Source organism: Paraburkholderia sp. J10-1 (assembly GCF_905220165.1).
Lineage (GTDB): Bacteria > Pseudomonadota > Gammaproteobacteria > Burkholderiales > Burkholderiaceae > Paraburkholderia.
Map to the genome: position 1 here is coordinate 101,721 of NZ_CAJMYW010000006.1, position 24,917 is coordinate 126,637.

Annotated in this window: 20 protein-coding genes; 4 read left to right on the forward strand and 16 right to left on the reverse strand. The window is 64.9% G+C overall.

What is annotated here, in order from left to right; all coding sequences use genetic code 11:
- Positions 1 to 18 precede the first annotated feature (18 nt).
- The 10 genes from bioB to U5A65_RS20100 form a co-directional block, all read right to left on the reverse strand.
- Positions 19 to 1,104 carry a biotin synthase BioB gene (gene bioB, locus U5A65_RS20055; RefSeq protein ID WP_321935128.1) on the reverse strand — a complete coding sequence of 362 codons (1,086 nt, stop codon included), beginning with the start codon at positions 1,102 to 1,104 and terminating at the stop codon, positions 19 to 21.
- Between the two features lie 42 nt (positions 1,105 to 1,146).
- On the reverse strand, positions 1,147 to 1,857 hold the full coding sequence (bioD, locus tag U5A65_RS20060; RefSeq protein ID WP_321947095.1) for a dethiobiotin synthase: 711 nt from the start codon (positions 1,855 to 1,857) through the stop codon (positions 1,147 to 1,149).
- Complete coding sequence (gene bioF, locus U5A65_RS20065) at positions 1,854 to 3,074, reverse strand: 8-amino-7-oxononanoate synthase (protein ID WP_321913902.1); 1,221 nt, start codon at positions 3,072 to 3,074, stop codon at positions 1,854 to 1,856. The genes bioD and bioF overlap by 4 nt, the downstream gene beginning before the upstream one ends.
- Position 3,075: 1 nt before the next feature.
- Positions 3,076 to 4,464 (reverse strand): adenosylmethionine--8-amino-7-oxononanoate transaminase, encoded by a 1,389-nt coding sequence (gene bioA, locus U5A65_RS20070; RefSeq protein ID WP_321913903.1) that lies wholly within the window; start codon positions 4,462 to 4,464, stop codon positions 3,076 to 3,078.
- A 421-nt stretch (positions 4,465 to 4,885) separates the two neighbouring features.
- Entirely contained in the window at positions 4,886 to 6,268 is a 1,383-nt protein-coding gene (locus tag U5A65_RS20075; protein WP_321913904.1) for a dienelactone hydrolase family protein, read from the reverse strand.
- A gap of 566 nt (positions 6,269 to 6,834) precedes the next feature.
- Complete coding sequence (locus U5A65_RS20080; RefSeq protein ID WP_321913905.1) at positions 6,835 to 7,299, reverse strand: YchJ family protein; 465 nt, start codon at positions 7,297 to 7,299, stop codon at positions 6,835 to 6,837.
- A 62-nt stretch (positions 7,300 to 7,361) separates the two neighbouring features.
- A complete protein-coding gene (locus tag U5A65_RS20085; RefSeq protein ID WP_321913906.1) occupies positions 7,362 to 8,039 on the reverse strand; it encodes an SDR family oxidoreductase in 678 nt (225 codons plus the stop codon).
- 86 nt (positions 8,040 to 8,125) lie between these two features.
- A complete protein-coding gene (locus tag U5A65_RS20090) occupies positions 8,126 to 9,322 on the reverse strand; it encodes an acetyl-CoA C-acetyltransferase (RefSeq protein ID WP_158758403.1) in 1,197 nt (398 codons plus the stop codon).
- 73 nt (positions 9,323 to 9,395) lie between these two features.
- A complete protein-coding gene (gene aceK / locus U5A65_RS20095; RefSeq protein WP_321947311.1) occupies positions 9,396 to 11,198 on the reverse strand; it encodes a bifunctional isocitrate dehydrogenase kinase/phosphatase in 1,803 nt (600 codons plus the stop codon).
- A 31-nt stretch (positions 11,199 to 11,229) separates the two neighbouring features.
- Positions 11,230 to 11,661: a MerR family DNA-binding transcriptional regulator gene (locus U5A65_RS20100; protein ID WP_321913908.1), complete on the reverse strand. Its 432-nt coding sequence runs from the start codon at positions 11,659 to 11,661 to the stop codon at positions 11,230 to 11,232.
- 125 nt (positions 11,662 to 11,786) lie between these two features.
- Between U5A65_RS20100 and U5A65_RS20105 the strand changes: the two genes are divergently transcribed.
- Positions 11,787 to 12,857 carry an MBL fold metallo-hydrolase gene (locus U5A65_RS20105; RefSeq protein WP_321913909.1) on the forward strand — a complete coding sequence of 357 codons (1,071 nt, stop codon included), beginning with the start codon at positions 11,787 to 11,789 and terminating at the stop codon, positions 12,855 to 12,857.
- Positions 12,858 to 12,928: 71 nt separating this feature from the next.
- Here U5A65_RS20105 and lolA read toward each other — a convergent pair whose 3' ends face one another.
- Both lolA and U5A65_RS20115 read right to left on the reverse strand, forming a co-directional pair.
- Positions 12,929 to 13,636, reverse strand: a complete 708-nt coding sequence (lolA, locus tag U5A65_RS20110) for an outer membrane lipoprotein chaperone LolA (protein WP_321913910.1) — start codon at positions 13,634 to 13,636, stop codon at positions 12,929 to 12,931.
- 81 nt (positions 13,637 to 13,717) lie between these two features.
- Positions 13,718 to 16,039 carry a DNA translocase FtsK gene (locus tag U5A65_RS20115; protein WP_321913911.1) on the reverse strand — a complete coding sequence of 774 codons (2,322 nt, stop codon included), beginning with the start codon at positions 16,037 to 16,039 and terminating at the stop codon, positions 13,718 to 13,720.
- A gap of 416 nt (positions 16,040 to 16,455) precedes the next feature.
- Here U5A65_RS20115 and trxB point away from each other — a divergent pair, with 416 nt between their 5' ends.
- Entirely contained in the window at positions 16,456 to 17,451 is a 996-nt protein-coding gene (gene trxB / locus U5A65_RS20120; RefSeq protein ID WP_321935123.1) for a thioredoxin-disulfide reductase, read from the forward strand.
- Between the two features lie 201 nt (positions 17,452 to 17,652).
- Positions 17,653 to 18,429 (forward strand): Smr/MutS family protein, encoded by a 777-nt coding sequence (locus tag U5A65_RS20125; protein ID WP_321913913.1) that lies wholly within the window; start codon positions 17,653 to 17,655, stop codon positions 18,427 to 18,429.
- Positions 18,430 to 18,528: 99 nt separating this feature from the next.
- Here the strand turns inward: U5A65_RS20125 and U5A65_RS20130 are convergent, their stop codons facing one another.
- From U5A65_RS20130 to U5A65_RS20145, 4 genes are all read right to left on the reverse strand, one after another.
- Positions 18,529 to 19,650, reverse strand: coding sequence for a sn-glycerol-3-phosphate ABC transporter ATP-binding protein UgpC (locus U5A65_RS20130; RefSeq protein WP_321913914.1), 1,122 nt, complete (start codon positions 19,648 to 19,650; stop codon positions 18,529 to 18,531).
- 31 nt (positions 19,651 to 19,681) lie between these two features.
- On the reverse strand, positions 19,682 to 20,539 hold the full coding sequence (locus U5A65_RS20135) for a carbohydrate ABC transporter permease (protein WP_321913915.1): 858 nt from the start codon (positions 20,537 to 20,539) through the stop codon (positions 19,682 to 19,684).
- Positions 20,529 to 21,470: a sugar ABC transporter permease gene (locus U5A65_RS20140; RefSeq protein WP_321913916.1), complete on the reverse strand. Its 942-nt coding sequence runs from the start codon at positions 21,468 to 21,470 to the stop codon at positions 20,529 to 20,531. Before U5A65_RS20140 ends, U5A65_RS20135 begins: the two co-directional genes overlap by 11 nt.
- 133 nt (positions 21,471 to 21,603) lie before the next feature.
- The gene (locus tag U5A65_RS20145) at positions 21,604 to 22,851 is read right to left on the reverse strand and encodes an ABC transporter substrate-binding protein (protein WP_321947097.1); all 1,248 of its coding nucleotides are present in this window, start codon (positions 22,849 to 22,851) and stop codon (positions 21,604 to 21,606) included.
- 576 nt (positions 22,852 to 23,427) lie between these two features.
- Between U5A65_RS20145 and zwf the strand changes: the two genes are divergently transcribed.
- Positions 23,428 to 24,897: a glucose-6-phosphate dehydrogenase gene (gene zwf / locus U5A65_RS20150; RefSeq protein ID WP_321947099.1), complete on the forward strand. Its 1,470-nt coding sequence runs from the start codon at positions 23,428 to 23,430 to the stop codon at positions 24,895 to 24,897.
- Positions 24,898 to 24,917: the final 20 nt, after the last annotated feature.

Genomic DNA, 24,917 nt, shown 5'->3' on the forward strand with positions numbered 1-24,917 from the left:
CCGGCAACTTGCGCGGTGTTACTCGCAGTGGCCGCAGCCGCCGTGCGAATGGTCGTGATGACCGTGACGTTCGTGGTCGTCAGCGGGCAGGTGCTGCGCGGCCTGCGCCGTGATGCCCAGACGCTGCAGCAGCTTGCGGTCGGCTTCCGCTTGCGGATTGCTCGTGGTGAGCAGCTGGTCGCCGTAGAAAATCGAGTTCGCGCCGGCCATGAAGCACAGTGCCTGGAGCGCGTCGTCCATCTGCTCGCGGCCCGCCGAGAGGCGCACCATCGCCTTGGGCATCGTGATGCGCGCCACGGCGATCGTGCGCACGAACTCGAACGGGTCGATCGGATCGGTGCCTTCGAGCGGCGTGCCCGAGACCTGCACGAGATTGTTGATGGGCACCGACTCCGGGTACGGCTCCATGTTCGCAAGCTGCGCGATCAGGCCCGCGCGCTCGCGGCGCGACTCGCCCATGCCGACAATGCCGCCGCAGCACACGTTGATGCCCGCGTCGCGCACGCGTTCGAGCGTCTCCAGACGGTCCTCGTAAGTGCGCGTCGTGATGATCTTGCCGTAGTACTCCGGCGACGTATCGAGGTTGTGGTTGTAGTAGTCGAGGCCCGCATCGGCAAGTTCCTTCGCCTGGTGATCTTCGAGCATGCCGAGCGTCACGCAGGTTTCCAGACCCATCGCCTTCACGCCGCGAATCATGTCCTTGATCGGCTCCAGATGGCGATCCTTCGGATTGCGCCACGCCGCGCCCATGCAAAAGCGCGTCGCGCCGTTGGACTTGGCCGCACGCGCGGCTTCCAGCACAGCGTCCACGGCCATGAGCTTGCCGGCTTCGAGTTCGGTTTCGTAGTGCGACGACTGCGGGCAGTACGCGCAATCTTCCTCGCAGCCGCCGGTCTTGATCGAGAGGAGCGTGGAAAGCTGCACGGCGTTCGCGTCGAAATGCTCGCGATGCACCTGCTGCGCGCGGAACATCAGGTCGTTGAACGGCAGCTCGTAGAGCGCGGCGACGTCGGCGACCTTCCAGCGCGCGGCGGCTTCAGCGGCGGCGTGGGCGCTCGGCGCGGTCGCCTTCAGCGAAGTAATGTCGATGTGGGTTTGCGTCATGGTGTCGTGGTCCTTCTTTACGTGACTGTGCTTGAATGTGCGTCAAGCGTCGGCGCGCAAGCGCGCTAGCAACGCGTCGATGTTCAGATGTTCTGCTGCGTCATCGGCGCTCGCGCCGGGCATATGCGGCACAACGCCGACGAGCGGCGCGCCGTACTGGGCGGCGAGGCGCTCGCGCAGCGCTTCGATGTTTTCTTCGGGGAACGTCATGGCCGGGTCGATCCGGTTCGCGACCCAGCCCGCGAGCTTCAATCCGCGCGCGGCAATCGCTTCGGCCGTAAGCAGCGCGTGGCTGATGCAGCCAAGGCGCATGCCCACCACGAGCACCACGGGCAGACCGAGCGCGACGGCGAGATCGGCGGTGTCTTCGGTCGCCGTGAGCGGCACGCGAAAGCCGCCCACGCCTTCCACGACGATGGCATCCGCGCGCTCGCGAGCCGCGCGGTAAGCATCGACGATACGCGCCATGTCGAGCGTCACCCCTTCGAGCGCAGCGGCGATATGCGGCGCGGCGGGCTCCTTGAGCAGGAACGGCGTGCGCATCTCCGGCGGCAGCAGCACGCTCGCGGCGGCGTCGAGCTGATCGGCGTCCTCGTTGTGCCAGACGCCGTCGCGCTCGTACGCGCCCGCGGCGATCGGCTTGAGCGCGGTCGCGCGCAGCCCCGCGTGGGCGAAGCCGCGCAAGAGCGCGGCGCTCACGAAGGTCTTGCCGATCTCGGTATCGGTGCCGGTGACGAAAAGCGAAACCGTCATTGCGCGAACTCCTGCGCGTTTGCGCGTGCTTCGAGGCTCGCGCGTTGCAGCGATGCGTTCAGCCGGTCGAGGTCCGCATCCGAATGTGCCGCGGAGAGCGAAATACGCAGGCGCGACGTGCCCTCGGGCACGGTGGGCGGACGGATGGCCGGCACCCACAGGCCGTCGCCCTCGAGCTTGGCCTGCAGCGAGAGCGTCGCTTCGTTGGCGCCGATGACGAGCGGCTGCACGGCGGTATGCGAATCGACGGGCTGCCAGCAGGTTTCCTGCAGGAGCGAACGCGTGCGGCCAATCAAATGCTTGAGATGCGCGCGGCGCGCATCGCCCTCCTCGCCCCCGATCAGACGCAGGCTCGCGGACACCGCATGCGCCACCGCCGGCGACGAAGCTGTCGTGAAGATATACGGACGCGCGCGCTGCACGAGCCATTCGATCACGGTGCCGTGCGCGCAGATGAACGCGCCCGAAACGCCGGCCGCCTTGCCGAGCGTACCGACCATCACGAGATGTTCCGAACGCAGCGCGGCTTGCGCCGGCGCGCCGCGGCCCTGCGGGCCGAGCACGCCGAAGCCGTGCGCGTCGTCGACCACGAGCCAGGCGCCATGTTTTTCCGCGAGTTCGACGAGGCGCGCGAGCGGCGCGATATCGCCGTCCATGCTGAACACCGTGTCGCTCACGATCACTTTCGCGCTCGCGTCCGAGCTTTCGAGCATCGAAGCAAGCGCTGCCATATCGGCATGCGGATAGATCTGGACGTCGGCGCGCGAGAGCCGTGCGCCGTCGATCAGCGAGGCGTGGTTGAGCGCGTCGGAGAAGATCGTCGTGCCGCGACCCGCGAGCGCCGTGAGCACGGCCAGATTCGCCATGTAGCCGGTGCTGAAGTACAACGCGCGCGGTGCATCGACGAAGGTACCTGCGAATGCTGCGAGATCGTCTTCGAGTTGCGCATGCGCGCGCGAGTGGCCGCCCAGCAGATGCGAGCCGCCACTACCCGCGCCGTAGCGTTGCGCGCCTTCGGCGATGGCCGCGGCCAGTTGAGGATGCGCGGCGAGACCGAGATAGTCGTTGCTGGCAAAGCCGATAGTCGCGCGGCCGTCCACCTGCATGTGGGCGCTGCACGGCGTGTCGGCGGTGCGCCGGCGGCGGCGCAGGCCGCGCGCGTCGATGTCGCGCAAGCCCTGTTCGAGGGTTTCGAGCAACAGATTGTGATGCGCCATATCAGAGGTCCTCCGCGACGGTGGCGTCGAAGGTCTCGCGCGTGCGTGTTGCGAGGAACGCCTGCATTTCGTTGTCCAGAATATATGGCGGCATGACATAAACCGTCGTGCCTATCGGGCGCAGCAGCAGTTCGCGCTGCAGCGCGTTTTCGAAGAAGCGGCGCGAGAACGTCGCTGCGCGCTGCGGGTCGGCGAGCGCTACGTCGAACGCGAGGATCGTGCCGCACTGGCGCAGGTTGCGCACGAGCGGGTGCGCGGCGAACGGCTCGAACAGCGCGCGCAGTTGTGCCGATTTGCGCGCGTTCGCAACGAGCACGTCGTCGCGCTCGAACAGGTCGAGCGTGGCGAGCGCGGCACGGCACGCGAGCGGATTGCCCGTGTACGAGTGCGAATGGAGGAAACCGCGCGTGGTGTCGTCGTCGTAGAACGACGCGTAGATGGCGTCGCGCGACAGCACGATCGAAAGTGGCAGATATCCGCCGCTAATGCCCTTCGAAAGCGTCAGCAGATCGGGCCAGATGTCGGCCTGCTCGCACGCGAAGAAAGTGCCGGTACGCCCGCAGCCCACGGCGATTTCGTCTGCGATCAGGTGCACGCGGTGACGGTCGCATAGTGCACGCAGGCCCTTGAGATACGCGGGATCGTGCATCGCCATGCCGGCCGCGCATTGCACGAGCGGCTCGACGATCAGCGCGGCGATGCGGCCTTCGCGCTCGATGAAAAGACGCTCGACATCGGCCAGCGCGCGCGCCGCGACATCCGCCGCCGTTTCGCCGGGCTGCGTGGCGCGCGCGTCGGGTGAAGCGACCACATGCGCATGATGCAGCAGTGGATCGTAAGCATCCCTGAAGAGCTTCACATCGGTCACGCCGAGCGCACCGATAGTTTCGCCGTGATAGCTATTGGCCAGGCAGACGAATTCGCGCTTGTCGCTCTCGCCGCGGTTGCGCCACGAGTGGAAGCTCATCTTGAGCGCGATTTCGACGGCCGACGCGCCATCGGAAGCGAAGAACGCATGGCCGAGCACGCCGCCCGTGCGCGCCGAAAGACGCTCGGCAAGCTCCACGGCGGGCTCGTGCGTGCAGCCCGCGAGCATGACGTGCTCGAGCGTGTCGAGCTGCGCCTTGAGCGCGGCATTGATCGCAGGATTGGCGTGGCCAAAGAGGTTCACCCACCACGAACTGATCGCGTCCAGATAACGAAGGCCTTCGCGGTCATGAAGCCACGGGCCCTCGCCCCGCGCGACGGCCACGAGCGGCAGGCGCTCGTGATGTTTCATCTGGGTGCAGGGGTGCCACACGGCGCGCAGGCTGCGAGCGACCCAGTCGGTCGCGCCGCGGTCTTCGCGGGCAAGGTGCGCGGGGTGCGCAGTGTGCGATTGCGAATTCAAATACGACTCCCGATACGACAGCGGGACCGAGATTAACGTGTTCGCTGCCGCAATGCACTACCCCTGAAATCGCCCTCGAACGCCCGACGGCACGGCGTTTCGAGCCGTTCGGGACAACTCGTGACCGATGAAAAACAAAGACCAGAAATGCGCGGAGATGACGACGGCAAAGTGAACCCGCCTTATGCAAAAAAATCTGCGCCGCGGTGCGAAATTACAGAACGCGGGACGGCGTAACGGATATTTTTGGCGCGCGTGGTAAGTACGCAGGTGTGCGAAGGTCAGACGATATGGCGCGCCGCGATGGGATTGCGTGCGAGGAAATGGCTTGAGGGGAATGAAAAGCAAAGCGGCCCGCATTGGGGCCGCGCTGTACTGCAGTGATCGGAATTTGAACCCGGCAGCAGCCGGATGCCAACGCTTAGCGGCTCGCCAGTGCGTGGTCGCTCTCGTCGGCGTTGTCGTTGTCCGCCGTGGCGCGCGTCGTGTCGCTGTCGACGTTCTGAGCGGTCTGCGTGCCGCCGTTGTTCCAGACCACCGTATTGTTCACGGCGTACAGACGGCACGGATCGGAGCTGTGCTTTTCGCAGTTCGAGATCGCCACGGCCATCGGATTGTCGCCGCCTTCGGCCCACGACCATGCGCCGGAGTCGGACACCGCGAATGCGCGGCTCGGATACTGCTTGAGGAAGTTGCGATAGCCGTCGCGGCCAGCCTGATCGACGAACGGCACCGCGCCGACCGAGTCGATCTGCGCGAAGCCGGTGCCGCGGGGGGCAGCCTGTGTGGCCACGCGATACTGCACCGCCGTCGGCAAGCCACGGTTGGCGAGGAACGCCTCGACCGTGGGCCACCAGATCTTCACACCATCGCGATCGCCCACGAGGCGATGCGCATCGTTCTTGTACGCGCCGAAGTCCACGAGCTTCGCCGTCGCGGCCGGGTGGTCCTCACCCGTTTGCGCGTCGCGGTAAGCGGCGAACATCTTCGTGACGAGATCGGGCGACCAGACCGAGTCGTTGTCGCCGTAGAGCCAGAGCGAGGCCACGCGAGCCTTGCCGCCGTAGTCGCCGAACGCCTGGGTCAGGTTGTTTTGCCAGCCCGTGCAGGCGTCCTGGCGCAGACCGCCCGAGAAGTTGATGAGCGCCCGCACGCCGCTCGCCGCCTCGGTGCCATAGGCCATGGTCGCCAGGCCACCGTGCGAGGTGCCCGCGACGATGATCTGGGTTGCGTCCACATAGGGTTGCTTCGACATGTAGGCGATGGTCGAAGCGACATCGGCCGCCTGGCCGAGGCCGTTGCTCGCAACATCGCAACCGTCCTGCTGATACGAGCCGCCCGAATCCGCGAAGCCCTGGCGGTTCGGCGCGACGACGACATAGCCGCGGCGCACGAATTCGCGCGCGAACGAAAGCGGGTCGCTGCGCGCCTGGAGGTGCGGGTCGCCGGGAATCTTGCCGTGGTTGAAGATCACCATCGGGAACGGGCCGGGGCCGTTCGGGCGATAGATCGTGGTTTCGAGCGTGACGTCGCCGGAGGCGTCGACGGGAACGCGGATCACCTGCTCGTTCATGCTGGCGGGCACGACGGGCAGATACGCGTCGTCGAGCGCAATACGCGGCACGTTGGCGCTGCCGAGGGGACCGCCCGCGAGACTGGCAGAATGCGCTGCGGAAGTGTTGGCGGCGAGTTGCGGGTTCGCGCTCGCATTTGCCGGATCGGAAAGCGACGCTGCGTGCGCAACCGAAAGCACACACGCGGTGCCGGCTACGACCCATCCGGTAAGGAGCTTCCTGAACGCCATGCGCTACACCACCTGCAAAAGACCTGCTGCTGTGAATCCGCCAACCGTCCGATCATTACCCGTGCTTCGCCCGTTTCAGGGCACAACGAGACACCGTTGCTCATGGTCGCGAGACCAGGAGCGGGCGTGTGACCCGTCACGTGGGATTGCATCGATCAGAACACCTGCGCGGCGCAGTTCTATCGTCGATCAGACCCGCCGCCAGCACCCATTTGCAGTCAATACATGCATGCGTGAAAAAGGTTTTTCACTATGCACTTACGTATTGTGCAGGGCACCGTGATTAGATACTCGCACGACAAATATTTGTTGTGCAATTCAGGGGTAACCCGGCATAAGGCATGCCAACCGCGCGCGGCCCTATGAAGCATGGCGCACACGCGGCTTTCGATCAGTCGCGAACGCGGGAATTTTTAAAAAGGTCCGGGAGGCGAGCGTCGCGCGCGGACAACAGCCGCGCGATTGCTCAGTAAGCGCTTGTTTGCAAAGGCATTATTTCCGGCGCCATGACGACGAACCGGGGTGGGAACTCGCGCCGGCAAATTACGGCGGCAGTCAGTTATTCGTTAGCTTGATGAAACTTCGCCGTCAACGTAACGCCAGCGGCCGTCCTCGCCGCGCGTGAAGCGGCTTGTTTCGTGCAGCCGGAACGCGCGGCCGCCCGTCTTGTAGCGCGCGACAAATTCGACGATCGCATGCGTGTCGTCGCGTTGTTCGTGGCGCTTGACGGCAAGTCCGAGCCAGCGCGGGGCGCCAACGGCCGCGGGGTCCACGTCGAGATCGGCGGGGCAGGTCTCGCTCGCCCACGTCGAGCGCAAGTACGCTTCGTCGCCCAGTGCATACGCCGTGTAGCGCGAGCGCATCAATTCGAGCGCCGTGGCGGGCACCGCAGCGTCGTCGATGAAGCGGCCACAGCACTGCGCGAAGCGCGGCGCCCTCGCGCCCGGCTTCTGGTTGGGCGCAGCGCCGCCGCAGGGACAATCTGCGGGGCGGGTGGTTTTCCCGGTACCGCGGGCGGTTTCAGCGTTCATGAGTCAGGGCTCCGTTGCGAGAACCCGCAAGCGTAGCGCAGACAAGCGGCGCTTTACCAGGCTTACCAGTCGAGTTCCGTGCCGTCGTACTGGAAGAAGCGGCCATTGAAGACGTCGCGCGCAGCGGCCGCCTCGGCCACCACCTCGCGCATGCCGGCGACGCTCGCCTCCGGGTCGATCGCCGCGTGCGCGCCGCCCATGTCGGTGCGCACCCAGCCCGGATGAAGCGCGACGCAGGTGGCGCGGCGCGTTTGCAGCGAGGTGATTTTCAGCACGTCGTTGAGCGCGGCCTTGCTCGCGCGATAGAGCCAGCCCGTCGTGCCCGTGGTCTCCGCAATACTGCCCATGCGGCTCGACAGCACGGCGAGCACACCGTGGGCCTCGTCGACGAGCGGCAGCAGGATCGGAATCAGTTGCATCGGGCCGCGCACGTTGGTGTTCATCACATATTCGAAGTCTTCGGCCGTGATGGTTTCCACGCCTTCGGTGCGCGGGCCATAAACACCCGAGACGACGAGCGCCACGTCGAGCCGCACGCCGTCGAGCTTCAAGCCGAGCGCTTCGATTTCCTCGGGCCGCGCGATGTCGAGCTGGAAGGTCTGCGCGCCGATTGCGCGCAAGGCTTCGAGCGCTTCGGGCCCGCGCGCCGTGGCCAGCACGCGCCAGCCGGCCTTCGCATACTGCCGCGCGAACTCGAGACCCAGGCCTCGCGACGCGCCCACGATCAACGCTGTTTTCATCTCGTCACCTTTTTTGTCCGTGCATTGAAACGCTGCAGCGCGCCGCCTCGCCGCTCTCGACGCGGCGCGCTTCACCTGGCGCTAGCCTACAGCAGTTCGACGCCCATCGCCGTGGCTTCTCCGCCGCCGATGCACAGCGTCGCCACGCCGCGTTTGCCGCCGCGGGCGCGCAACGCGCCGATCAGCGTCACGAGAATGCGTGCCCCCGACGCGCCGATCGGATGACCGAGCGCACACGCGCCGCCGTTCACATTGACCTTCTCGTGCGGCAGATCGTGCTCCTTCATCGCAGCCATCGTGACCACGGCGAAAGCCTCGTTGATCTCGTAGAGATCGACGTCGCTCGCTTTCCAGCCGGTCTTCTCGAACAGTTTCGTGATCGCGCCCACCGGCGCGGTCGTGAACTTCGCGGGCTGTTGCGCGAAGGTGGAATGGCCCGTCACGCGTGCGAGCGGCGTGAGGCCGAGCTGCTTCGCCGTCGATTCCCGCATCATCACGAGCGCCGCCGCACCGTCCGAGATCGACGACGAGTTCGCCGCCGTCACCGTGCCGGTCTTGCTGAACGCGGGCTTGAGCGTCGGGATCTTGTCGAGGTTGGCCTTGAACGGCTGCTCGTCGCGCTCGATGGTCGTTTCACCCGCACGCGAGGCGACCTTCACCGGCGCGATTTCCCACGCGAACGAACCGTCCTCGTTCGCACGCTTCGCGCGCTTGAGCGACTCGATCGCGAACGCGTCCTGGCGCTCGCGTGAAAAGTCGAACTCGCCCGCGCATTCTTCCGCGAACGTGCCCATCAGGCGGCCCTTGTCATAGGCGTCTTCGAGACCGTCGAGGAACATGTGATCGAGCACCTGGCCGTGGCCCATACGCATGCCGGCGCGCGCCTTCGGCAACAGGTAAGGCGCGTTCGACATGCTCTCCATGCCGCCCGCGACGATCACATCGGCCGAGCCCGCCAGCAGCATGTCATGCGCGAACATCGCCGCGCGCATGCCCGAGCCGCACATCTTGTTGACAGTCGTCGCACCGGCGGCAAGCGGGAGCCCCGCGCCGAGCGCCGCCTGGCGCGCGGGCGCCTGGCCCTGCCCTGCGGGCAGCACGCAGCCCATCACGACCTCGTCGACCTGCTCAGGCTTCAGGCCCGCGCGCTCGACCGCCGCCGCGATCGCTGCCGCGCCGAGCTGCGGCGCGGTGAGCGATGCGAAATCGCCCTGAAAACCCGCCATCGGCGTACGCGCCGCCGAAACGATCACGATGGCGTCCTGCTTTTGTGTCTCACTCATGTTTCTGCTCCTTGATGAATCCGCTTGAATCCTTGTGAATCCTTGTGAATCCGTTTTGACTCGTTAGCCGCGCTCAAGCGAAGCGCACCACCGGCGCGTCGTCACGCGCGAATCGTTCGGGGTAACGCACGCTAAACCGTATCGATGCGTCGTAGGGAAAGCAGTCCGGCACCTCGCCCGCGATGAGCTTCGCGCGGCTCTCCTGCCAGAGCGCGGGCTCGAAGAAATCTGCGTGATGCGCGAGAAACGCGCGCTTCACGCGCGGGTCGCCGAGCAGGAAGGTGCCGTACGTCTCGGGAAAAATATCGCGAGGGCCGACCGGATACCATGTCTCGCCCGATAATTCGTCTTCCTCATTACGCGGCGGCGGCACGGCACGCACGTTGCAATCGGTGAGATATTCGATCTCGTCGTAGTCGTAGAACACCACGCGGCCGTTGCGCGTCACGCCGAAATTCTTGTAGAGCATGTCGCCCGGAAAGATGTTCGCGCGCAGCAGGTCTTTAATCGCATTGCCGTATTCGCGAATGCCGTGCTCGACTTCGGCGTCGCTGCCGTTCTGCAGATAGAGATTGAGCGGCACCATGCGCCGCTCGATGTAGACATGGCGGATGACGAGGTTGTCGCCCTCGTACTCGATCATCGACGGCGCAAGCGTTTCCAGTTCGCGCACGAGCGCTTCGTCAAGGCGCGCAACAGGTAGCGCGACGCTCGAATATTCGAGCGTGTCGGCAAGCCGCCCAAGGCGATCGTGGCGCTTCACGAGCTGATACTTCTGCACCACCTGCTCGCGCGTGGTTTCCTTGGGCGCGGGAAAGCTGTCCTTGATGACCTTGAACACGTACGGAAACGAAGGCAGCGTGAACACGATCATCACCATGCCGCGTATGCCGGGCGCGATGATGAACCGGTCGCTCGAATGCCTGAGGTGGTGCAGCAAGTCGCGATAGAACAGGTTCTTGCCCTGCTTCTGCAACCCGAGCGACGTGTAGATCTCGCCCTTGGCCTTGCGCGGCATGATCGTGCGCAGAAACTCCACGTAGGCGGACGGCACGTTCATGTCCACCAGAAAATACGAGTGCGAAAAGCTGAAGAGGATGAGCAGTTGCTCGAGGCGCAGCAGCACCGTGTCCAACGCGAGCTTGCCCGCCTCCACGTGACGCACCGGCACGACGAACGGCGCAAGCAGATCGCCGTTGATGATGCGCCCGACGATATACGCGCCTTTGTGCCGGAAAAACAGCGACGAAAGCACGTGAATCTGGAAGTTCGGCTTGGGCTCGACCACGCCGAAGGTGTCGAGCATGGTCTGCATGATGCAGTCGACGTCGCGCCCGAGGTCTTCGAAGGGCGTTTCCAGCTGGAAGTTCGTGACGATGCGCTCGAGCGTCGCTGCGAGGCCGTCCTTGCCCGGATAGTACGCACGGTAGGTGGGCTTCGCGGCAGGTTCGTCGTTCTCGATGTATTCCGTCGAGATGGCAGGCCGCACGAAGATGAAATCGTTGTTGAAGTACGAGCGGTGCAGGATCTTGCAGCACACGGAGTTGAAGAACGTCTCCGCGCATTCGGGCTGCCGGTGCGTCGTAAGGAGGCCGATGTAGTGCAGTTTGATCTGCTGCCAGACTTCGCCGTCGATGCTCTCGGCACTGTATTCGTCTTCGAGCACGACCACGCACTCCTTCACGCGTTCGTCATACGAAGCGATACGTTCGCGCGCGAGTTGCTGCAGCGCATGCCAGTCGGCGGCTTCGAAGAGCGTGCGCGCCCGCACGGCCGCTTCGCAGAAGTTGCGGTAGTGACGGTTGAAGCCGTCGAGCATGGTCTGCGCGACATCGAAGCCGATCTGCGAGGAGAGCAGTTTCGGGAAGTGTTTCATGGCGGCCATGCCCGTTTCGCAAGCGCGGGCGTCAGGTTTTCGCGGGAGCGCCGCTTTCGTGCGCCGCGCTCTCGTGCGCCGCATTCCGGTCGAGCAACGCGCGCGCCTGGGTCTCGTACTGCGCGAGGTCTTCGAGCGTCGCGTCAAGGTCCGCGCGCTGGCGCTCGAGTATCTCGCGGTGATGGACCACCGTGTCGAGGAACGCCTGGAGCTGCGGGAGCGTGTCGGTCGGCGACTCGTAGAGGTCGAGCAGCGTGCGGATCTCCGAAAGCGTGAAGCCGAGCCGCTTGCCGCGCAGCGTCAGCTTGAGCCGCGTGCGATCGCGCCCCGAAAAGACGCGCTTCAGCCCCCCCGCGCCTTCGCGGCTCGGCGCAAGGAGGCCCTGGTCCTCGTAGAAGCGGATCGCGCGCGGCGTTACGTCGAATTCCCGGGCAAGTTCGGTAATCGTGTACTGGGTCGTCATGATGTGCGGAAGGCGGCTGGCCCGGCTGTGGTCTGCACGACAGCGCGAGGAACGATAGAATCGACGTTTACGTTATCGTCAAGTACGCGGTTGCGCAACCGGCGAGACAGGAGAAGACACCCACAATGAACGCCCTCGAACACCAACTCGACTATCCCTACGCCGACACCCTGCCGGAGCCTGGCCTTGCCTTCGACGTCGCGCCCGGCGTGAAATGGCTGCGCATGCCGCTGCCGTTCGCGCTCGACCACATCAACCTGTGGCTGCTGCGCGACGAGATCGACGGCCAGCAAGGCTGGACCGTGGTGGACTGCGGCATCACCAACGACACCATCAAGGAACGCTGGGAAGCGGTGTTCGAGAACCAGCTGGAAGGCCTGCCGGTGCTGCGCGTGCTCGTCACGCATTGCCATCCCGACCATATCGGCCTTGCTCACTGGATTTGCGCGGGCGGCGACAAGGCACGCTGGGACGTGCGCCTGTGGGCCACGCTCGGCGAATACATGCAGGCCCGCGTGATGGCCGCCGGCGACGGCTCGAACGCGGGCGGCGAAGGCGCGGCGCGCCATTTCGCGCGCCACGGCCTCACGGACGAAGCGTCGCTCGACAAGCTGCGCAACCGCCGCGGCTATTACGGCAGCCTCGTTCCCGCGCTGCCCACGCAGTATCGCCGCCTGCGCGAAGCCGATACGGTGGCGATCGGCGGGCGCGGCTGGCGCGTCATCACGGGCTACGGCCATTCGCCCGAGCACTGCGCCCTTTTTTGCGAGGAAACCGGCGTGCTGATCTCCGGCGACATGGTGCTGCCGCGCATCTCGACCAATGTCTCCGTGTTCGACATGGAGCCGGAAGGCAATCCGCTCGGCCTGTACCTCGAATCGCTCGGCCGCTACGAAACGCTGCCCGAAAACACGCTCGTGCTGCCCTCGCACGGCAAGCCGTTCAGGGGCGTGCGCACACGTATCGCGCAGCTGCGCGCGCACCATGACGCCCGCCTTGCCGAAGTGATGGAAGCCTGCGAGCGAGCGCCGCAAAGCGCCGCCGACATCGTGCCGATGATGTTCAAGCGCGAGCTCGACATCCACCAGATGACCTTCGCCATGGGCGAAGCGCTCGCGCACCTGAACTTGCTGTGGCTCGCGGGCAAGGTCACGCGCTCGACCGGCGCGGACGGGGTGATCCGGTTCGCCGCCTGATTACCTGGCGCACACAAAGTAAAACGGGCGGCCCGCAACGAGCCGCCCGTTTTCACATGGCGTGAGGCGCGTTAGTTCGAGCCGCCCGTGATCAGATCGGCGCCTTGCGGCCGCACGAACTTGAAGGTCGAAGCCGGCAGCGACGGGTTCTTTTCGATGTTGGAGAACGTGAGCAGCGTCACGTTGCCGAACACATCGTGCAGTTCCATGGCTTCGAGGTTGCCGTCGCGAAAGCCGATGCCCACACTCTTGAACTGCGTGTCCTTCGACTTCGGAATCAGCTCCAGCCAGTCGATGCCGTTCTTCACGCCCGCATCCGAGAGCGTGAAGTTCTTGTCGAGATCGTTGCTGCCGAACAGGATCGCCGCCGGGCTCGCGCCGAGCGCGCCGCCGAGCTTGCGCTCGGTCACCTGGTTCAGGTCCTTGTCGTAGACGTAGAGGTTGTCGCCGTCCGACTGCAGCAGCTGCTGATACGGCTTCTCGTACGACCAGATGAACTTGCCGGGCCGCGCGAACACGAATGTGCCGCTCGACGTCTTGGCGTTCAGCGTGGCCGTGGCAATGGCGTCGCTGGCGTTCTTCGCACCCGAAGGCGCCTTCAGTTCGCGCTGCACGAAGCTGCCGCGCGCGGAGTGGACCTGCGAGACGAACTGCTTCAGTTGATCGGTGCCGCTCGCATACGCCTGCGAGACCATCAGGACCGACGCGCCAAGCGCAAGGAACAGCATGCGGCGCGCGGTGCGCGCAAAGCGGGTCGGAAGTCCAGCCGGATACTGCATCTATCGTTCTCCAAGAGGTGTGTCTTTGGCCGCCGGAAATGCCGGAAAGGTTGGCAAAGCGGCGGCCAGGCGCGGCGTGGCCTAGTCGGCGTCGCCGCGGTTGGGCACGAGGATCTCGCGGTTGCCGCTCGACGACATCGCCGAAACGAGCCCGGATTGCTCCATCTGTTCGAGCAGCCGCGCCGCGCGGTTGTAGCCGATGCGCAAGTGCCGCTGCACGAGCGAGATCGACGCGCGGCGATTCTTGATGACCACTTCGACGGCCTGATCGTACAGCGGATCGGACTCGTCGCCGGTGCCGCTGGTTCCCGCAGCCGTACCCTCGTCGCCCTCGCCTCCCACCGCGCCTTCGAGGATGCCCTCGATATAGTTCGGCTCGCCCTGCTCCTTGAGCTTCTCGACGACGCGGTGCACCTCGTCGTCGGAGACGAACGCGCCATGCACGCGCACGGGCATGCCCGAGCCCGGCGGCAGGTAGAGCATGTCGCCCATGCCGAGCAGCGACTCGGCGCCCATCTGGTCGAGAATCGTGCGCGAGTCGATCTTCGACGACACCTGGAACGCCATGCGCGTGGGCACGTTGGCCTTGATGAGACCCGTAATCACGTCCACCGACGGGCGCTGCGTCGCGAGAATCAGGTGAATGCCCGCCGCACGCGCCTTTTGCGCGATACGCGCGATCAGCTCTTCGACCTTCTTGCCGACCACCATCATGAGGTCGGCGAGTTCGTCGATCACGACGACGATATGCGGCAGCTTCTGGCACGGCTCCGGATCGTCCGGCGTGAGGCTGAACGGGTTCGGGATCTTCTCCTCGCGCTTGTTCGCCTCTTCGATCTTGTTGTTGTAGCCCGCGAGATTGCGCACGCCAAGCTTGCTCATGAGCTTGTAGCGGCGCTCCATCTCGGCCACGGTCCAGTTCAGCGCGTTGCCGGCCTGGCGCATGTCGGTCACGACCGGGCAGAGCAGATGCGGAATGCCCTCATAGACGCTCATTTCGAGCATCTTCGGGTCGATGAGGATCATGCGGACCTGCTCGGCGCTCGCCTTATACAGCAGCGAGAGGATCATCGCGTTGATCCCCACCGACTTGCCCGAGCCGGTCGTGCCGGCCACGAGCAAGTGGGGCATCTTCGCGAGATCGGCGCAAACCGGCTTGCCGCCGATATCCTTGCCAAGGCCCATGGTGAGCGCCGAAGGCGCGTCGGCATAGACCGCCGAGCCGAGAATCTCGGAAAGGCGCACGGTCTGGCGGCGCTGGTTCGGCAACTCCAGCGCCATGAAATTCTTGCCCGGAATCGTTTCCACCACGCGGATCGAGACGAGCGAGAGCGAACGCGCAAGGTCCTTCGCGAGGTTCACGATCTGGCTGCCCTTCACGCCCGTGGCCGGTTCGATCTCGTAGCGCGTGACGACCGGGCCCGGATACGCGGCCACCACGGCCACGTCCACGCCAAAGTCCTTGAGCTTCTTCTCGATCAGGCGCGAGGTGAATTCGAGCGTGTCGTCGGAGATGGTTTCCTGGGTGGCCGCAGCCGGGTCGAGCAGCGAGATCGCCGGCAGCGTGGAGTCGCCCGGCAGGTCCTTGAAGAGCGGCACCTGGCGCTCTTTTTCCACGCGCTCGGAGCGCTGCGGCGTGACCACCGGCGGCACGATCGTGACCGGCTCGTGCTCCTCGATCTTCACGCGGCCGCGCTCGACCTTGCCTTCGCGCTTCACGGCCGCCGCTTCGCCGAGCTTGCGGTCGCGGCCCGCCTCGCGGCGCAGTCTGGCCATGGTCACGGCGTTGATGATGGATTCGCCGACTTTTTCGGCAACCGAAAGCCACGAAAAGCGGAAATAGAGCGAAAGGCCGATCGCGAGCGCGAGCAACAGCGCGAGCGTGCCACCCGTGAAGCCGAGTGCGTGCGAAACGCCGCGCGCCACCGCCCCGCCCACCACGCCGCCGGGCGCCTGAGGCAATTGCACCTTGAGCGACCACATGCGCAGCGCCTCGATGCCGCAGCTCGACAGCATGACGAGCACGAACGACAAGGCTTCGGCGACCCAGCTGATGTCGCGCGGCTTGTCGTCGTCATCGTCGGCAATCGCCTCGTTGCGCGTGATGCGCTGATAGTTCGCCGAGATGAGGCGCGCGAGCAGCACGATCCACCAGTAGGCGGACAGGCCGAACAGCAGCAGCAGGATGTCCGAGACGCGCGCGCCGACGCGTCCCGCCCAGTTCGAGATGTGGTCGACCTGGGCCGCGTGCGTCCAGCTCGGGTCGTGGCGGCTGTAGCTGATAAGCGCCATCAGCAGGAACACGCCTAGCGCGACCTGCAGGATCCAGCGAATTTCGGTGAAAAGGCGCGACATGCGGTGAGGCAATGCCTGCGCCTGCGCGGAATAAGGAGCTTTGGCCATTGAATCCTGGGCTGATTCTTGATGCGTTTGCGGTCCGCCAGTGCTTCCGTGTGCCCGAAACCCCGGGCAGACGGGCGCGGCCGCCGTCGTCCGATCCGGCCTATTGTAAACGCGTTGTTTCGGCCCCGGCGGCCCCACGCTGTAAATGACGGTAACTGACAACGGTGTGGGGGCGGCGCCAGGCTGCGCCAGATGCGGCGATCCGCCGCCCTGCGCGCGCCGCGACAGCACCCAGGCTATCGCTGCGATCAGTAAGCTTCATCGAGCGGCCGTCTTCCCCCGCCTTTATAATTGCGGGCTGATGCCCAACTACATGCGTGAGCCCCGCCACAACGCCGGGCGCGCCCAGGCCGGCCGCACCTGAGCCGGCCGCCCGATATATCGCGCCACGCAGCGTCTTTCTACGGAATTCGATCATGTCTGCAACCAAACACGCCAAAGTTCTGATTCTCGGGTCCGGCCCCGCCGGCTACACGGCAGCCGTCTATGCGGCGCGCGCGAACCTTTCGCCGCTGCTCGTCACCGGCCTCGCCCAAGGCGGCCAGCTCATGACGACGACCGACGTCGAAAACTGGCCCGCAGACCCGAACGGCGTGCAAGGCCCCGAGCTGATGCAGCGTTTTCTCGAGCACGCCGAGCGTTTCAACACGGAAATCGTGTTCGATCACATCCACACGGCCAAGCTCAATGAAAAGCCCATCCGCCTGATCGGCGACTCGGCCGAGTACACCTGCGACTCGCTCATCATCGCGACCGGCGCGTCGGCGCAATACCTCGGCCTGCCGAGCGAAGAGCTGTACATGGGCCGCGGCGTCTCGGCCTGCGCGACCTGCGACGGCTTCTTCTACCGCAACCAGCACGTCGCCGTGATCGGCGGCGGCAACACGGCCGTTGAAGAAGCGCTGTACCTCTCCGGCATTGCGAAGAAGGTCACGGTCATTCACCGCCGCGACAAGTTCCGCGCCGAGCCGATCCTGATCGACCGCCTGCTGGAAAAGGAAAAGGAAGGCGTGGTCGACATCAAGTGGGATCACGTGCTCGACGAAGTGAAGGGCAACGAAGGCGGCGTGAACGGCCTGCGCATCAAGAACGTGAAGACGGGCGAATCGACCGATCTCGATCTGCAGGGTCTGTTCGTCGCGATCGGCCACAAGCCGAACACGGACATCTTCGAAGGCCAGCTCGAGATGAAGAACGGCTACATCATCACGAACGGCGGCCTGAACGGCAACGCCACCGGCACGAGCGTGCCGGGCGTGTTCGCGGCCGGCGACGTGCAGGATCACGTCTACCGCCAGGCGATCACGAGCGCGGGTACGGGCTGTATGGCCGCACTCGACGCGCAGCGCTACCTCGAGACCGTGAACGAGCTGGGCCAGGCGCATGTGATGAGCGCCGAAGCCGAACGCTAATCAGCGAACGGTGTGCCGCCCGACACTTCGATCGGGCGGTACGCAAACGCGCGGGGCGCCACGCCGCTAAAATAGCGGTCTGAAGCCCGGCGGCGCAGCAGCAACGAGGGCCGCGGCCAGCCAGCCGGCGGCCCTTTGCTTTTGCGACGGTTCGCGCGCAGCCAACGATTCACCCAGCCGATTTACCCAGCGTCTTTCGCCATGCCCAAGAACGTGCCCCATCCGGGCGAGCCCAAGCGCCCCGCCTCCGTACGCCCTACGCCGGCGCCCACGCCTGCCCCCGCAGCGGACGACGGCGTGCCCGGCAAGGCGGCTTCCGGCTTCGCCGGCCTCGGCAGCCTGCGCGACGCGCTTAAGGTGCAAACCCGTCAGCGCGAGCGCGAACGCGTGGCCGCGCAGGCGGCGCGCGTCGAAGCCGCCGCCGACAGCGACCTCTTTCGCCGCGAGATCGGCCAGATCGCGCCGCTCAAGCAGCCGGCTCGCGCGCAGCCGCGCCGCGAAGCCCCCGTGCCGCTGCCGCTGCAAACGCGCCTGGACGAGCAGGCCGTGCTGCACGAAGCGATCTCCGACGAATTCGACCCGGAAGCGCTGCTCGACACCGACGACTCGCTGTACTACCACCGCCCCGGCGTGACCGAAGAAGTCGTCAAGAAGCTGCGGCGCGGCACGTGGATCGTGCAGGCGCAGCTCGACCTGCACGGCATGCGCCGCGAAGAGGCGCGCGAGGCGCTGCAGAACTTCATCCGCGAAGCAGGCAAGCGCGGGCTGCGCTGCGTGCGCGTGATCCACGGCAAGGGCCTCGGGTCGGTCGGCAAGGAGCCGGTGCTCAAGGGCAAGGTGCGCGCGTGGCTCGTGCAGAAGGAAGAAGTGATCGCGTTCTGCCAGGCGCGGCCGCACGACGGCGGCGCGGGTGCGGTGCTCGTGCTGTTGCAGCCGCATCCGGTCGGGCACGGACAGCATCATCATCACGCGCCCTGACCGAACCCGTTATCGGCGTGTCGACATGAAAAAACCCCGTTGGCTGCGTGAGCAGCAACGGGGTTTTTTATCGCGCCAGCACTATCTGGCGAACGAAGATCAGGCGATGCGCGCTTCCGTCTTCGGGTCGAACAGCACGGCCTTCGAAACGTCGAACAGCAGCTCCATGCTGTTGAGCGGCTGCGGGTTCGAGCCCGGGTGCACGCGGCTCACGATACGCTTGCCGTTGACCTGCGCGAACACGAGCGTGTCCGGACCGGTCGGCTCGATCACGTCGACCTTCACCGAATGGCGCTGCAGTTCGTGGCCATGGCCGTCGTGCGAGCTGCGCGCGTCGGTGATGCGCTCAGGGCGCAGGCCCAGCACCACTTCCTGGCCGATGTAGCTGCGCAGCTTGTTCGCGTCGAACAGCGGCAGGTTCAGCACGTTGCGCGCCACGCCCGTGTCGAGTTCGATGCCGACGCCCGAGCCCTGCTCCACCAGCTTGCCTTCGATGAAGTTCATCGGCGGTGCGCCGATGAAACCCGCGACGAACAGGTTCGACGGCGAGTCGTAAATGTCCTGCGGCGCGCCGAACTGCTGCACGATGCCGTCCTTCATGACCGCGATACGGTCGCCGAGCGTCATCGCTTCGATCTGGTCGTGCGTCACATAGACAATCGTCTTGCCCACGCGCTGATGCAGCAGCTTGATTTCCGAGCGCATCTCGATACGCAGCTTGGCGTCGAGGTTCGAGAGCGGTTCGTCGAACAGGAACATGATCGGGTCGCGTGCGAGCGCGCGGCCCATCGCCACGCGCTGGCGCTGGCCGCCCGAAAGCTGGCCCGGCTTGCGGTCGAGCAGATGCTGGATCTGCAGCATGCTCGACACGCGGTCGACGATCTGTGCCTGTTCCGACTTCGGCACCTTGCGGATGTTCAGGCCAAACGAGATGTTCTCGCGCACCGTCATCGACGGATAGAGCGCGTACGACTGGAACACCATTGCGATATCGCGATCTTTCGGCGAGAGGTTGTTCACCACCTTGCCGTCCATGCAGATCTCGCCCTTGGTCACGGTTTCGAGACCCGCGATCATGTTGAGCAGCGTCGACTTACCGCAACCCGAGCCGCCGACCAGAATCAGGAACTGGCCGTCTTCGATGTCGATGTTCACGCCCTTGAGGACGGGGACCCCGTTCGGGTAGGTCTTGTAGACGTCGCGAATGGAAAGGCTTGCCATGCTATGAATCCTTTTAATCGAATAGAGCTTCTTAGCCCTTCACCGCGCCCGCCGTGAGACCGCGCACAAAGTAGCGGCCGGCGATGACGTAGACGAGCAGCGTGGGCAGCGCGGCGATGATCGCGCCGGCCATGTCGACGTTGTATTCCTTCACGCCCGTGGACGTGTTCACGAGATTGTTCAGCGCCACCGTGATCGGCATCGAATCGACACCCGAGAACACGATACCGAACAGGAAGTCATTCCAGATCTGCGTGAATTGCCAGATCAGGCACACCATGAAAATGGGCAGCGAGATCGGCATCATGATGCGCGTGAAGATCATGAAGAAACCGGCGCCGTCGATGCGCGCGGCCTTCACGAGTTCAGCGGGCACGCTCACGTAGAAGTTGCGGAAGAACATCGTGGTGAACGCGATACCGTACACGACGTGCACCAGCACCAGACCGCCAATCGTGTTCGACAGGCCGAGGAAGCCTTCGAGACGCGCCATCGGCAGCAGGATGGCCTGGAACGGAATGAAGCAGCCCACCAGCAGCATCGTGAAGAGCGCGTCCGCGCCGCGAAAGCGCCAGTGCGTGAGCACGTAGCCGTTGAACGCGCCGATGATCGACGAGATCAGCACAGCCGGAATCACCATCTTCACCGAGTTCATGAAGAACGGCTGCATGCCGTCACAGCGCACGCCGGTACACGCTTCGCTCCACGCCTTGATCCACGGCGCGAAGGTCGGGCTCGTAGGCAGCGAGAGCATGGTGCCCGTGTGAATCTGGTCGAGCGACTTGAACGACGTCGACAGCATCACGTAGAGCGGGAACAGGAAGTACAGCGCGAACAGGATCAGCGCCGCGTACACGACCACGCGGCTCACAGTCATCTTAGGCTGCATTGCGCGTGCTCCTCGATTCCAGATACATGAGCGGCACGAGCACGGCCACGACAGTGGCGAGCATCATCATCGACGAAGCTGCGCCGACGCCGAGCTGCCCGCGGTTGAACGAAAACGTGTACATGAAGATGGCCGGCAGCGACGACGACGTACCCGGGCCGCCCGCGGTGAGCGCGACAACCAGGTCGAACGTCTTGATCGTGATGTGGCACAGGATCAGCAGCACGGAGAAAAACACCGGACGCATGCTGGGGATCACGATCTTGCGGTAGATCGTGGGCAGCGTCGCGCCGTCCACCTGGGCCGCCTTGAAGATTTCGCTATCGACACCGCGCAGGCCGGCGAGGAACAACGCCATGCAAAAGCCCGTGGATTGCCACACGGCGGCGACCACGATACAGAAGATGGCGCGGTCCGGGTTGTTGAGCCAGTCGAGCTGGAAGCTCGTCCAGCCGATGCTGTGCATCACCTGTTGAATGCCGAGGTCCGGATTGAAAATCCATTGCCATGCCGTGCCCGTCACGATGTACGACAGCGCCATCGGATAGAGGAACACCGCGCGCAACGCGCCTTCCTGACGGATCTGCTGGTCGAGCAGGATCGCGAGGAACAGCCCGAGTGCCACGCAAATCGCGATGAACGGGATGCCGAACCATCCGAGGTTCTGCGCCGACGTCCACCAGACGTCGTTGGAGAACAGCTCGCGATAGCGGTCGAGACCCGCGAAGTCATAGCGCGGCATCAGTCGCGAAGTCGACAGCGACAGGTAGCCGGTGATGAGGATAAAGCCGTAGACGAATACAAGGCTGATCAGAATGCTGGGCGAAAGCACCAGCTTCGGGATCCAGCGGTCTGCGAGCGCCGCCATCGGCGACGCGCGGCGGGTAGCAGGCGTAGCAGCCTTGCCGTTGCCGCTAAGAGAAGCAGTCACTGCGCAACTCCTGGTACGGTGCGAAAACATCTTCCGCACGATGATGGGGTTCAGAGGGTGAACCGTCATGCCCGGGGTGCGCCACGTGTGGCGCACCCCGTCTTACAGCACTAACCTTCTACGCTCACTTCGCTCACTTCGTCTTCGCAGCCTTCGCGAGCGCTTCCACCGCGCTCTTCGAATCCTGGTTCGAGTTCATGAACTTCGTCACGACGTCGGTGATCGCACCGGCCGTCGCGTCCGGCTGAGCCATACCGTGCGCGAGCGACGGCACATAGCCGCCGGCCTTGATCGCGGTTTGCTCATCCGCATACGACTTCTTGGCGCAGTCGTCGAACTTGCTCATGTCCACGCCCAGGCGCACCGGGATCGAACCCTTGTACAGGCTGAACTGCTCCTGGAATTCCGGGCTCATGATCGTCTTGGCGAGCGCGAGCTGACCCGCCGTTGCCGCCTTCTGGCCCTTCTGCTGGAAGAACACGAACGAGTCGACGTTAAAAGTGTAGGCCTTTGCGGTGCCCGGCACTGCTGCGCAAACGTAGTCCGTACCCGGCTGCTTGTTCGCGCTCGCGAACTCGCCCTTTGCCCAGTCGCCCATGAACTGCATGCCGGCCTTGCCGTTGATGACCATGGCCGTGGCGAGGTTCCAGTCGCGGCCCGTGCGGGCGTTATCCATGTACGACTCGATCTTGCGGACCGTGTCGAACACGCCGACCATCTGCTGCGACGTGAGGGTCTTCTGGTCGAGGTCGACGAGCGCCTTCTTGTAGAAGTCCGCGCCCTGCGAGAGGACCACGTCTTCCCACAGCGTCAGGTCTTGCCACGGCTGACCGCCGGCTGCGACCGGCTGGATGCCCGCGGCCTTGAATTTGTCAGCCAGCGCGAAGAATTCCGGCCACGTGGTCGGCGCCTTGCCGCCCACCTTGTCGAGCGCGGCCTTGTTGATCCAGACCCAGTTCACGCGGTGCACCGAGAACGGTGCGCCGACGTAGTGGCCGTCTGCGTGCATGATCTTGTCGATCTGCGGCGGGAGGTTGGCCTTCCAGTCGCCTGCGACGGGGTCGATCGGCACCAGCACGCCTTGCTCGGCCCATTCCTGGATCAGCGGACCCTTGATCTGGGCTGCCGAAGGCGCATTGCCCGAGATCACCTGGGTCTTCAGTGCGGTCATGGCCGCCGCGCCCGCGCCACCGGCGACCGCGAAGTCCTTCCACACATAACCCTGCTTCGTCATGTCGTCCTTGAGCACGCCAACGGCCTTCGACTCGCCGCCCGAGGTCCACCAGTGCAGCACTTCGAGAGACTCGGCTGCTTGCGCCGTGGCGACGCCGCCCAACAGACCTGCTGCGCACAGGGCGCCCATGATCGCGCGGAATTTCATTGCTTATCTCCTCCAGACACCTGAACAAAAAACGATTGGCCCCTGATCGCCAGGGTGCGGTGGTTGGTCAAACAGGCAAAACAGGCAAAACACTGGACGGACGGGCGCCGGAGTGCCGCGCGCGCGTGCTTTTCGTTAGATGCGCGCGGGCCGCGTGCCGGTTACCGGCCGCAGGACGCTCAAGAGATGAGTGGATCTGAATGCAACTTGACTGTCTCCTCTTTTGATTTTCACCGGCCACCTGGCCGGCCGAGGCGCCGCTTGCGTCACACGGCCTTGAAGCCTCCGCACGCTGGTGAACCGGGCGCACGACTCACTGGCAAGCCGGCTGAGTCCCGCGTGGTTCTCCGTTAACATGAGGGGGCATTCCGTCCGCTCGCGAAACCGCGCAAACCGCCTTGCTGGCTGCGTTTCACGCTTTTTTCATCGAATGAACGTTACCTCTTGATTTGGATTGTAGTTAAACTACAATTCAGTGTCAAAAAAAATTTTATCGGACTACGGCCGCCCGATCGCCCACATCGATGGGCTCCCGATGTACCCTGCAGCGGCCCCCCAGGACTCTGACTGAGACTCATGCAAAACCAGATCGATTCAGGTTTCACGTTCGTGCTCTTCGGCGCCACCGGCGACCTGTCGATGCGCAAGATTCTCCCGGCCCTGTATGAAGCGCACCGTTCAGGCATGCTCGCGGAGTCGGGCAAGATCGTGGGCGTCGCGCGCCACGAAGAGGATCGCGCGGCGTACATCCAGTGGGTCGACGAGCACGTCAAGCCGCATGTGACGAAGAACGGCGGCTTCGACAACAACGCGTGGGCGAGCTTCCTCGAGCGCATCGTCTACGTGAAGCTCGACCTCTCGCGCGCCGAAGACTTCACTCACTTGCGCGACGGCATTGCGTCGTTGCCCGGCATTCGTGTGTTCTATCTGGCTACGGGCCCGTCCCTCTTCGTGCCGATCTGCCGCGCGCTCGCCGCCGTCGGTCTGAACGAGAACTCGCGCATCGTGCTGGAAAAGCCGCTCGGCTACGACCTCAAGTCGTCCAATGCGATCAACGACGCCGTGGGCGAGATCTTCGCCGAAGGCCAGATCTACCGGATCGACCATTACCTCGGCAAGGAACCGGTGCAGAACCTGCTCGCGCTGCGCTTCGGCAACGCGCTCTTCGAGCCGCTGTGGCGCCGCGAGTGGGTCGAGAGCATCCAGATCACGATTGCCGAAGAACTGGGCGTGGAAGCGCGCGGCGATTTTTATGACAACACTGGCGCGCTGCGCGACATGGTGCAAAATCACCTGTTGCAGCTGCTCTCGATCGTCGCCATGGAACCGCCGCATTCGATGGATTCGGATTCGGTGCGTGACGAGAAGCTGCGCGTGCTGCGTGCACTCAAGCCGATCAACCCGCTCGACATCAGCAAGGTTGCGGTGCGTGGGCAATATCACGCGGGCGTGATCCGCGGCCAGGCGGTGCCGGGCTATGCGACCGAGCATGGCGTGAAGCCCGAAAGCCACACCGAGACCTTCGTGGCGCTGAAGGTGGAGATCGAGAACTGGCGCTGGGCGGGCGTGCCCTTCTTCCTGCGCACCGGCAAGCGTCTTGCCGACCGCGTGGCCGAGATCGTCGTGAACTTCCGCCCGGTGCCGCATTCGGCGCTCGGCGCGCCGGCGCTGCGTCCCGGTGCGAACCGCCTCGTGATCCGCCTGCAGCCGAACGAGAACATCCGCCTCTACTGCCTCGCGAAGCAGCCCGGCGAAGGCATGAATCTCGCGAGCGTGCATCTGGATCTCGCGTTCGACCAGTTCTTCCGCGAAGGGCAGATGGAGGCTTACCAGCGCCTGCTGCTCGACGTGATCAACGGCCGCCTCGCCCTCTTTGTGCGCCGCGACGAGCAGGAAGCGGCGTGGACGTGGGTCGAGCCGATCCTGAACGAGTGGGCGGCTTCGCCGCGTGCGCCCAAGCCGTACGCGGCCGGCACGTGGGGGCCGGCGGCGGCAAGCGCGATGCTCGCGCAGCACGGCACCTGCTGGCTCGAAGAAGAGAACTGATGGCATTGCATGGCTTCGCG

Excerpts from the sequence above, each read along its gene's own strand:
- U5A65_RS20075 (WP_321913904.1), bottom strand. The coding sequence starts at position 6,268 with ATGGCGTTCAGGAAGCTCCTTACCGGATGGGTCGTAGCCGGCACCGCG.
- zwf (WP_321947099.1), top strand. The coding sequence starts at position 23,428 with ATGCAAAACCAGATCGATTCAGGTTTCACGTTCGTGCTCTTCGGCGCC.
- U5A65_RS20130 (WP_321913914.1), bottom strand. The coding sequence starts at position 19,650 with ATGGCAAGCCTTTCCATTCGCGACGTCTACAAGACCTACCCGAACGGG.
- U5A65_RS20105 (WP_321913909.1), top strand. The coding sequence starts at position 11,787 with ATGAACGCCCTCGAACACCAACTCGACTATCCCTACGCCGACACCCTG.
- bioB (WP_321935128.1), bottom strand. The coding sequence starts at position 1,104 with ATGACGCAAACCCACATCGACATTACTTCGCTGAAGGCGACCGCGCCG.
- U5A65_RS20090 (WP_158758403.1), bottom strand. The coding sequence starts at position 9,322 with ATGAGTGAGACACAAAAGCAGGACGCCATCGTGATCGTTTCGGCGGCG.
- aceK (WP_321947311.1), bottom strand. The coding sequence starts at position 11,198 with ATGAAACACTTCCCGAAACTGCTCTCCTCGCAGATCGGCTTCGATGTC.
- U5A65_RS20100 (WP_321913908.1), bottom strand. The coding sequence starts at position 11,661 with ATGACGACCCAGTACACGATTACCGAACTTGCCCGGGAATTCGACGTA.
- bioF (WP_321913902.1), bottom strand. The coding sequence starts at position 3,074 with ATGGCGCATCACAATCTGTTGCTCGAAACCCTCGAACAGGGCTTGCGC.
- trxB (WP_321935123.1), top strand. The coding sequence starts at position 16,456 with ATGTCTGCAACCAAACACGCCAAAGTTCTGATTCTCGGGTCCGGCCCC.
- U5A65_RS20115 (WP_321913911.1), bottom strand. The coding sequence starts at position 16,039 with ATGGCCAAAGCTCCTTATTCCGCGCAGGCGCAGGCATTGCCTCACCGC.
- U5A65_RS20085 (WP_321913906.1), bottom strand. The coding sequence starts at position 8,039 with ATGAAAACAGCGTTGATCGTGGGCGCGTCGCGAGGCCTGGGTCTCGAG.
- U5A65_RS20135 (WP_321913915.1), bottom strand. The coding sequence starts at position 20,539 with ATGCAGCCTAAGATGACTGTGAGCCGCGTGGTCGTGTACGCGGCGCTG.
- bioD (WP_321947095.1), bottom strand. The coding sequence starts at position 1,857 with ATGACGGTTTCGCTTTTCGTCACCGGCACCGATACCGAGATCGGCAAG.
- U5A65_RS20125 (WP_321913913.1), top strand. The coding sequence starts at position 17,653 with ATGCCCAAGAACGTGCCCCATCCGGGCGAGCCCAAGCGCCCCGCCTCC.
- U5A65_RS20080 (WP_321913905.1), bottom strand. The coding sequence starts at position 7,299 with ATGAACGCTGAAACCGCCCGCGGTACCGGGAAAACCACCCGCCCCGCA.
- lolA (WP_321913910.1), bottom strand. The coding sequence starts at position 13,636 with ATGCAGTATCCGGCTGGACTTCCGACCCGCTTTGCGCGCACCGCGCGC.
- U5A65_RS20145 (WP_321947097.1), bottom strand. The coding sequence starts at position 22,851 with ATGAAATTCCGCGCGATCATGGGCGCCCTGTGCGCAGCAGGTCTGTTG.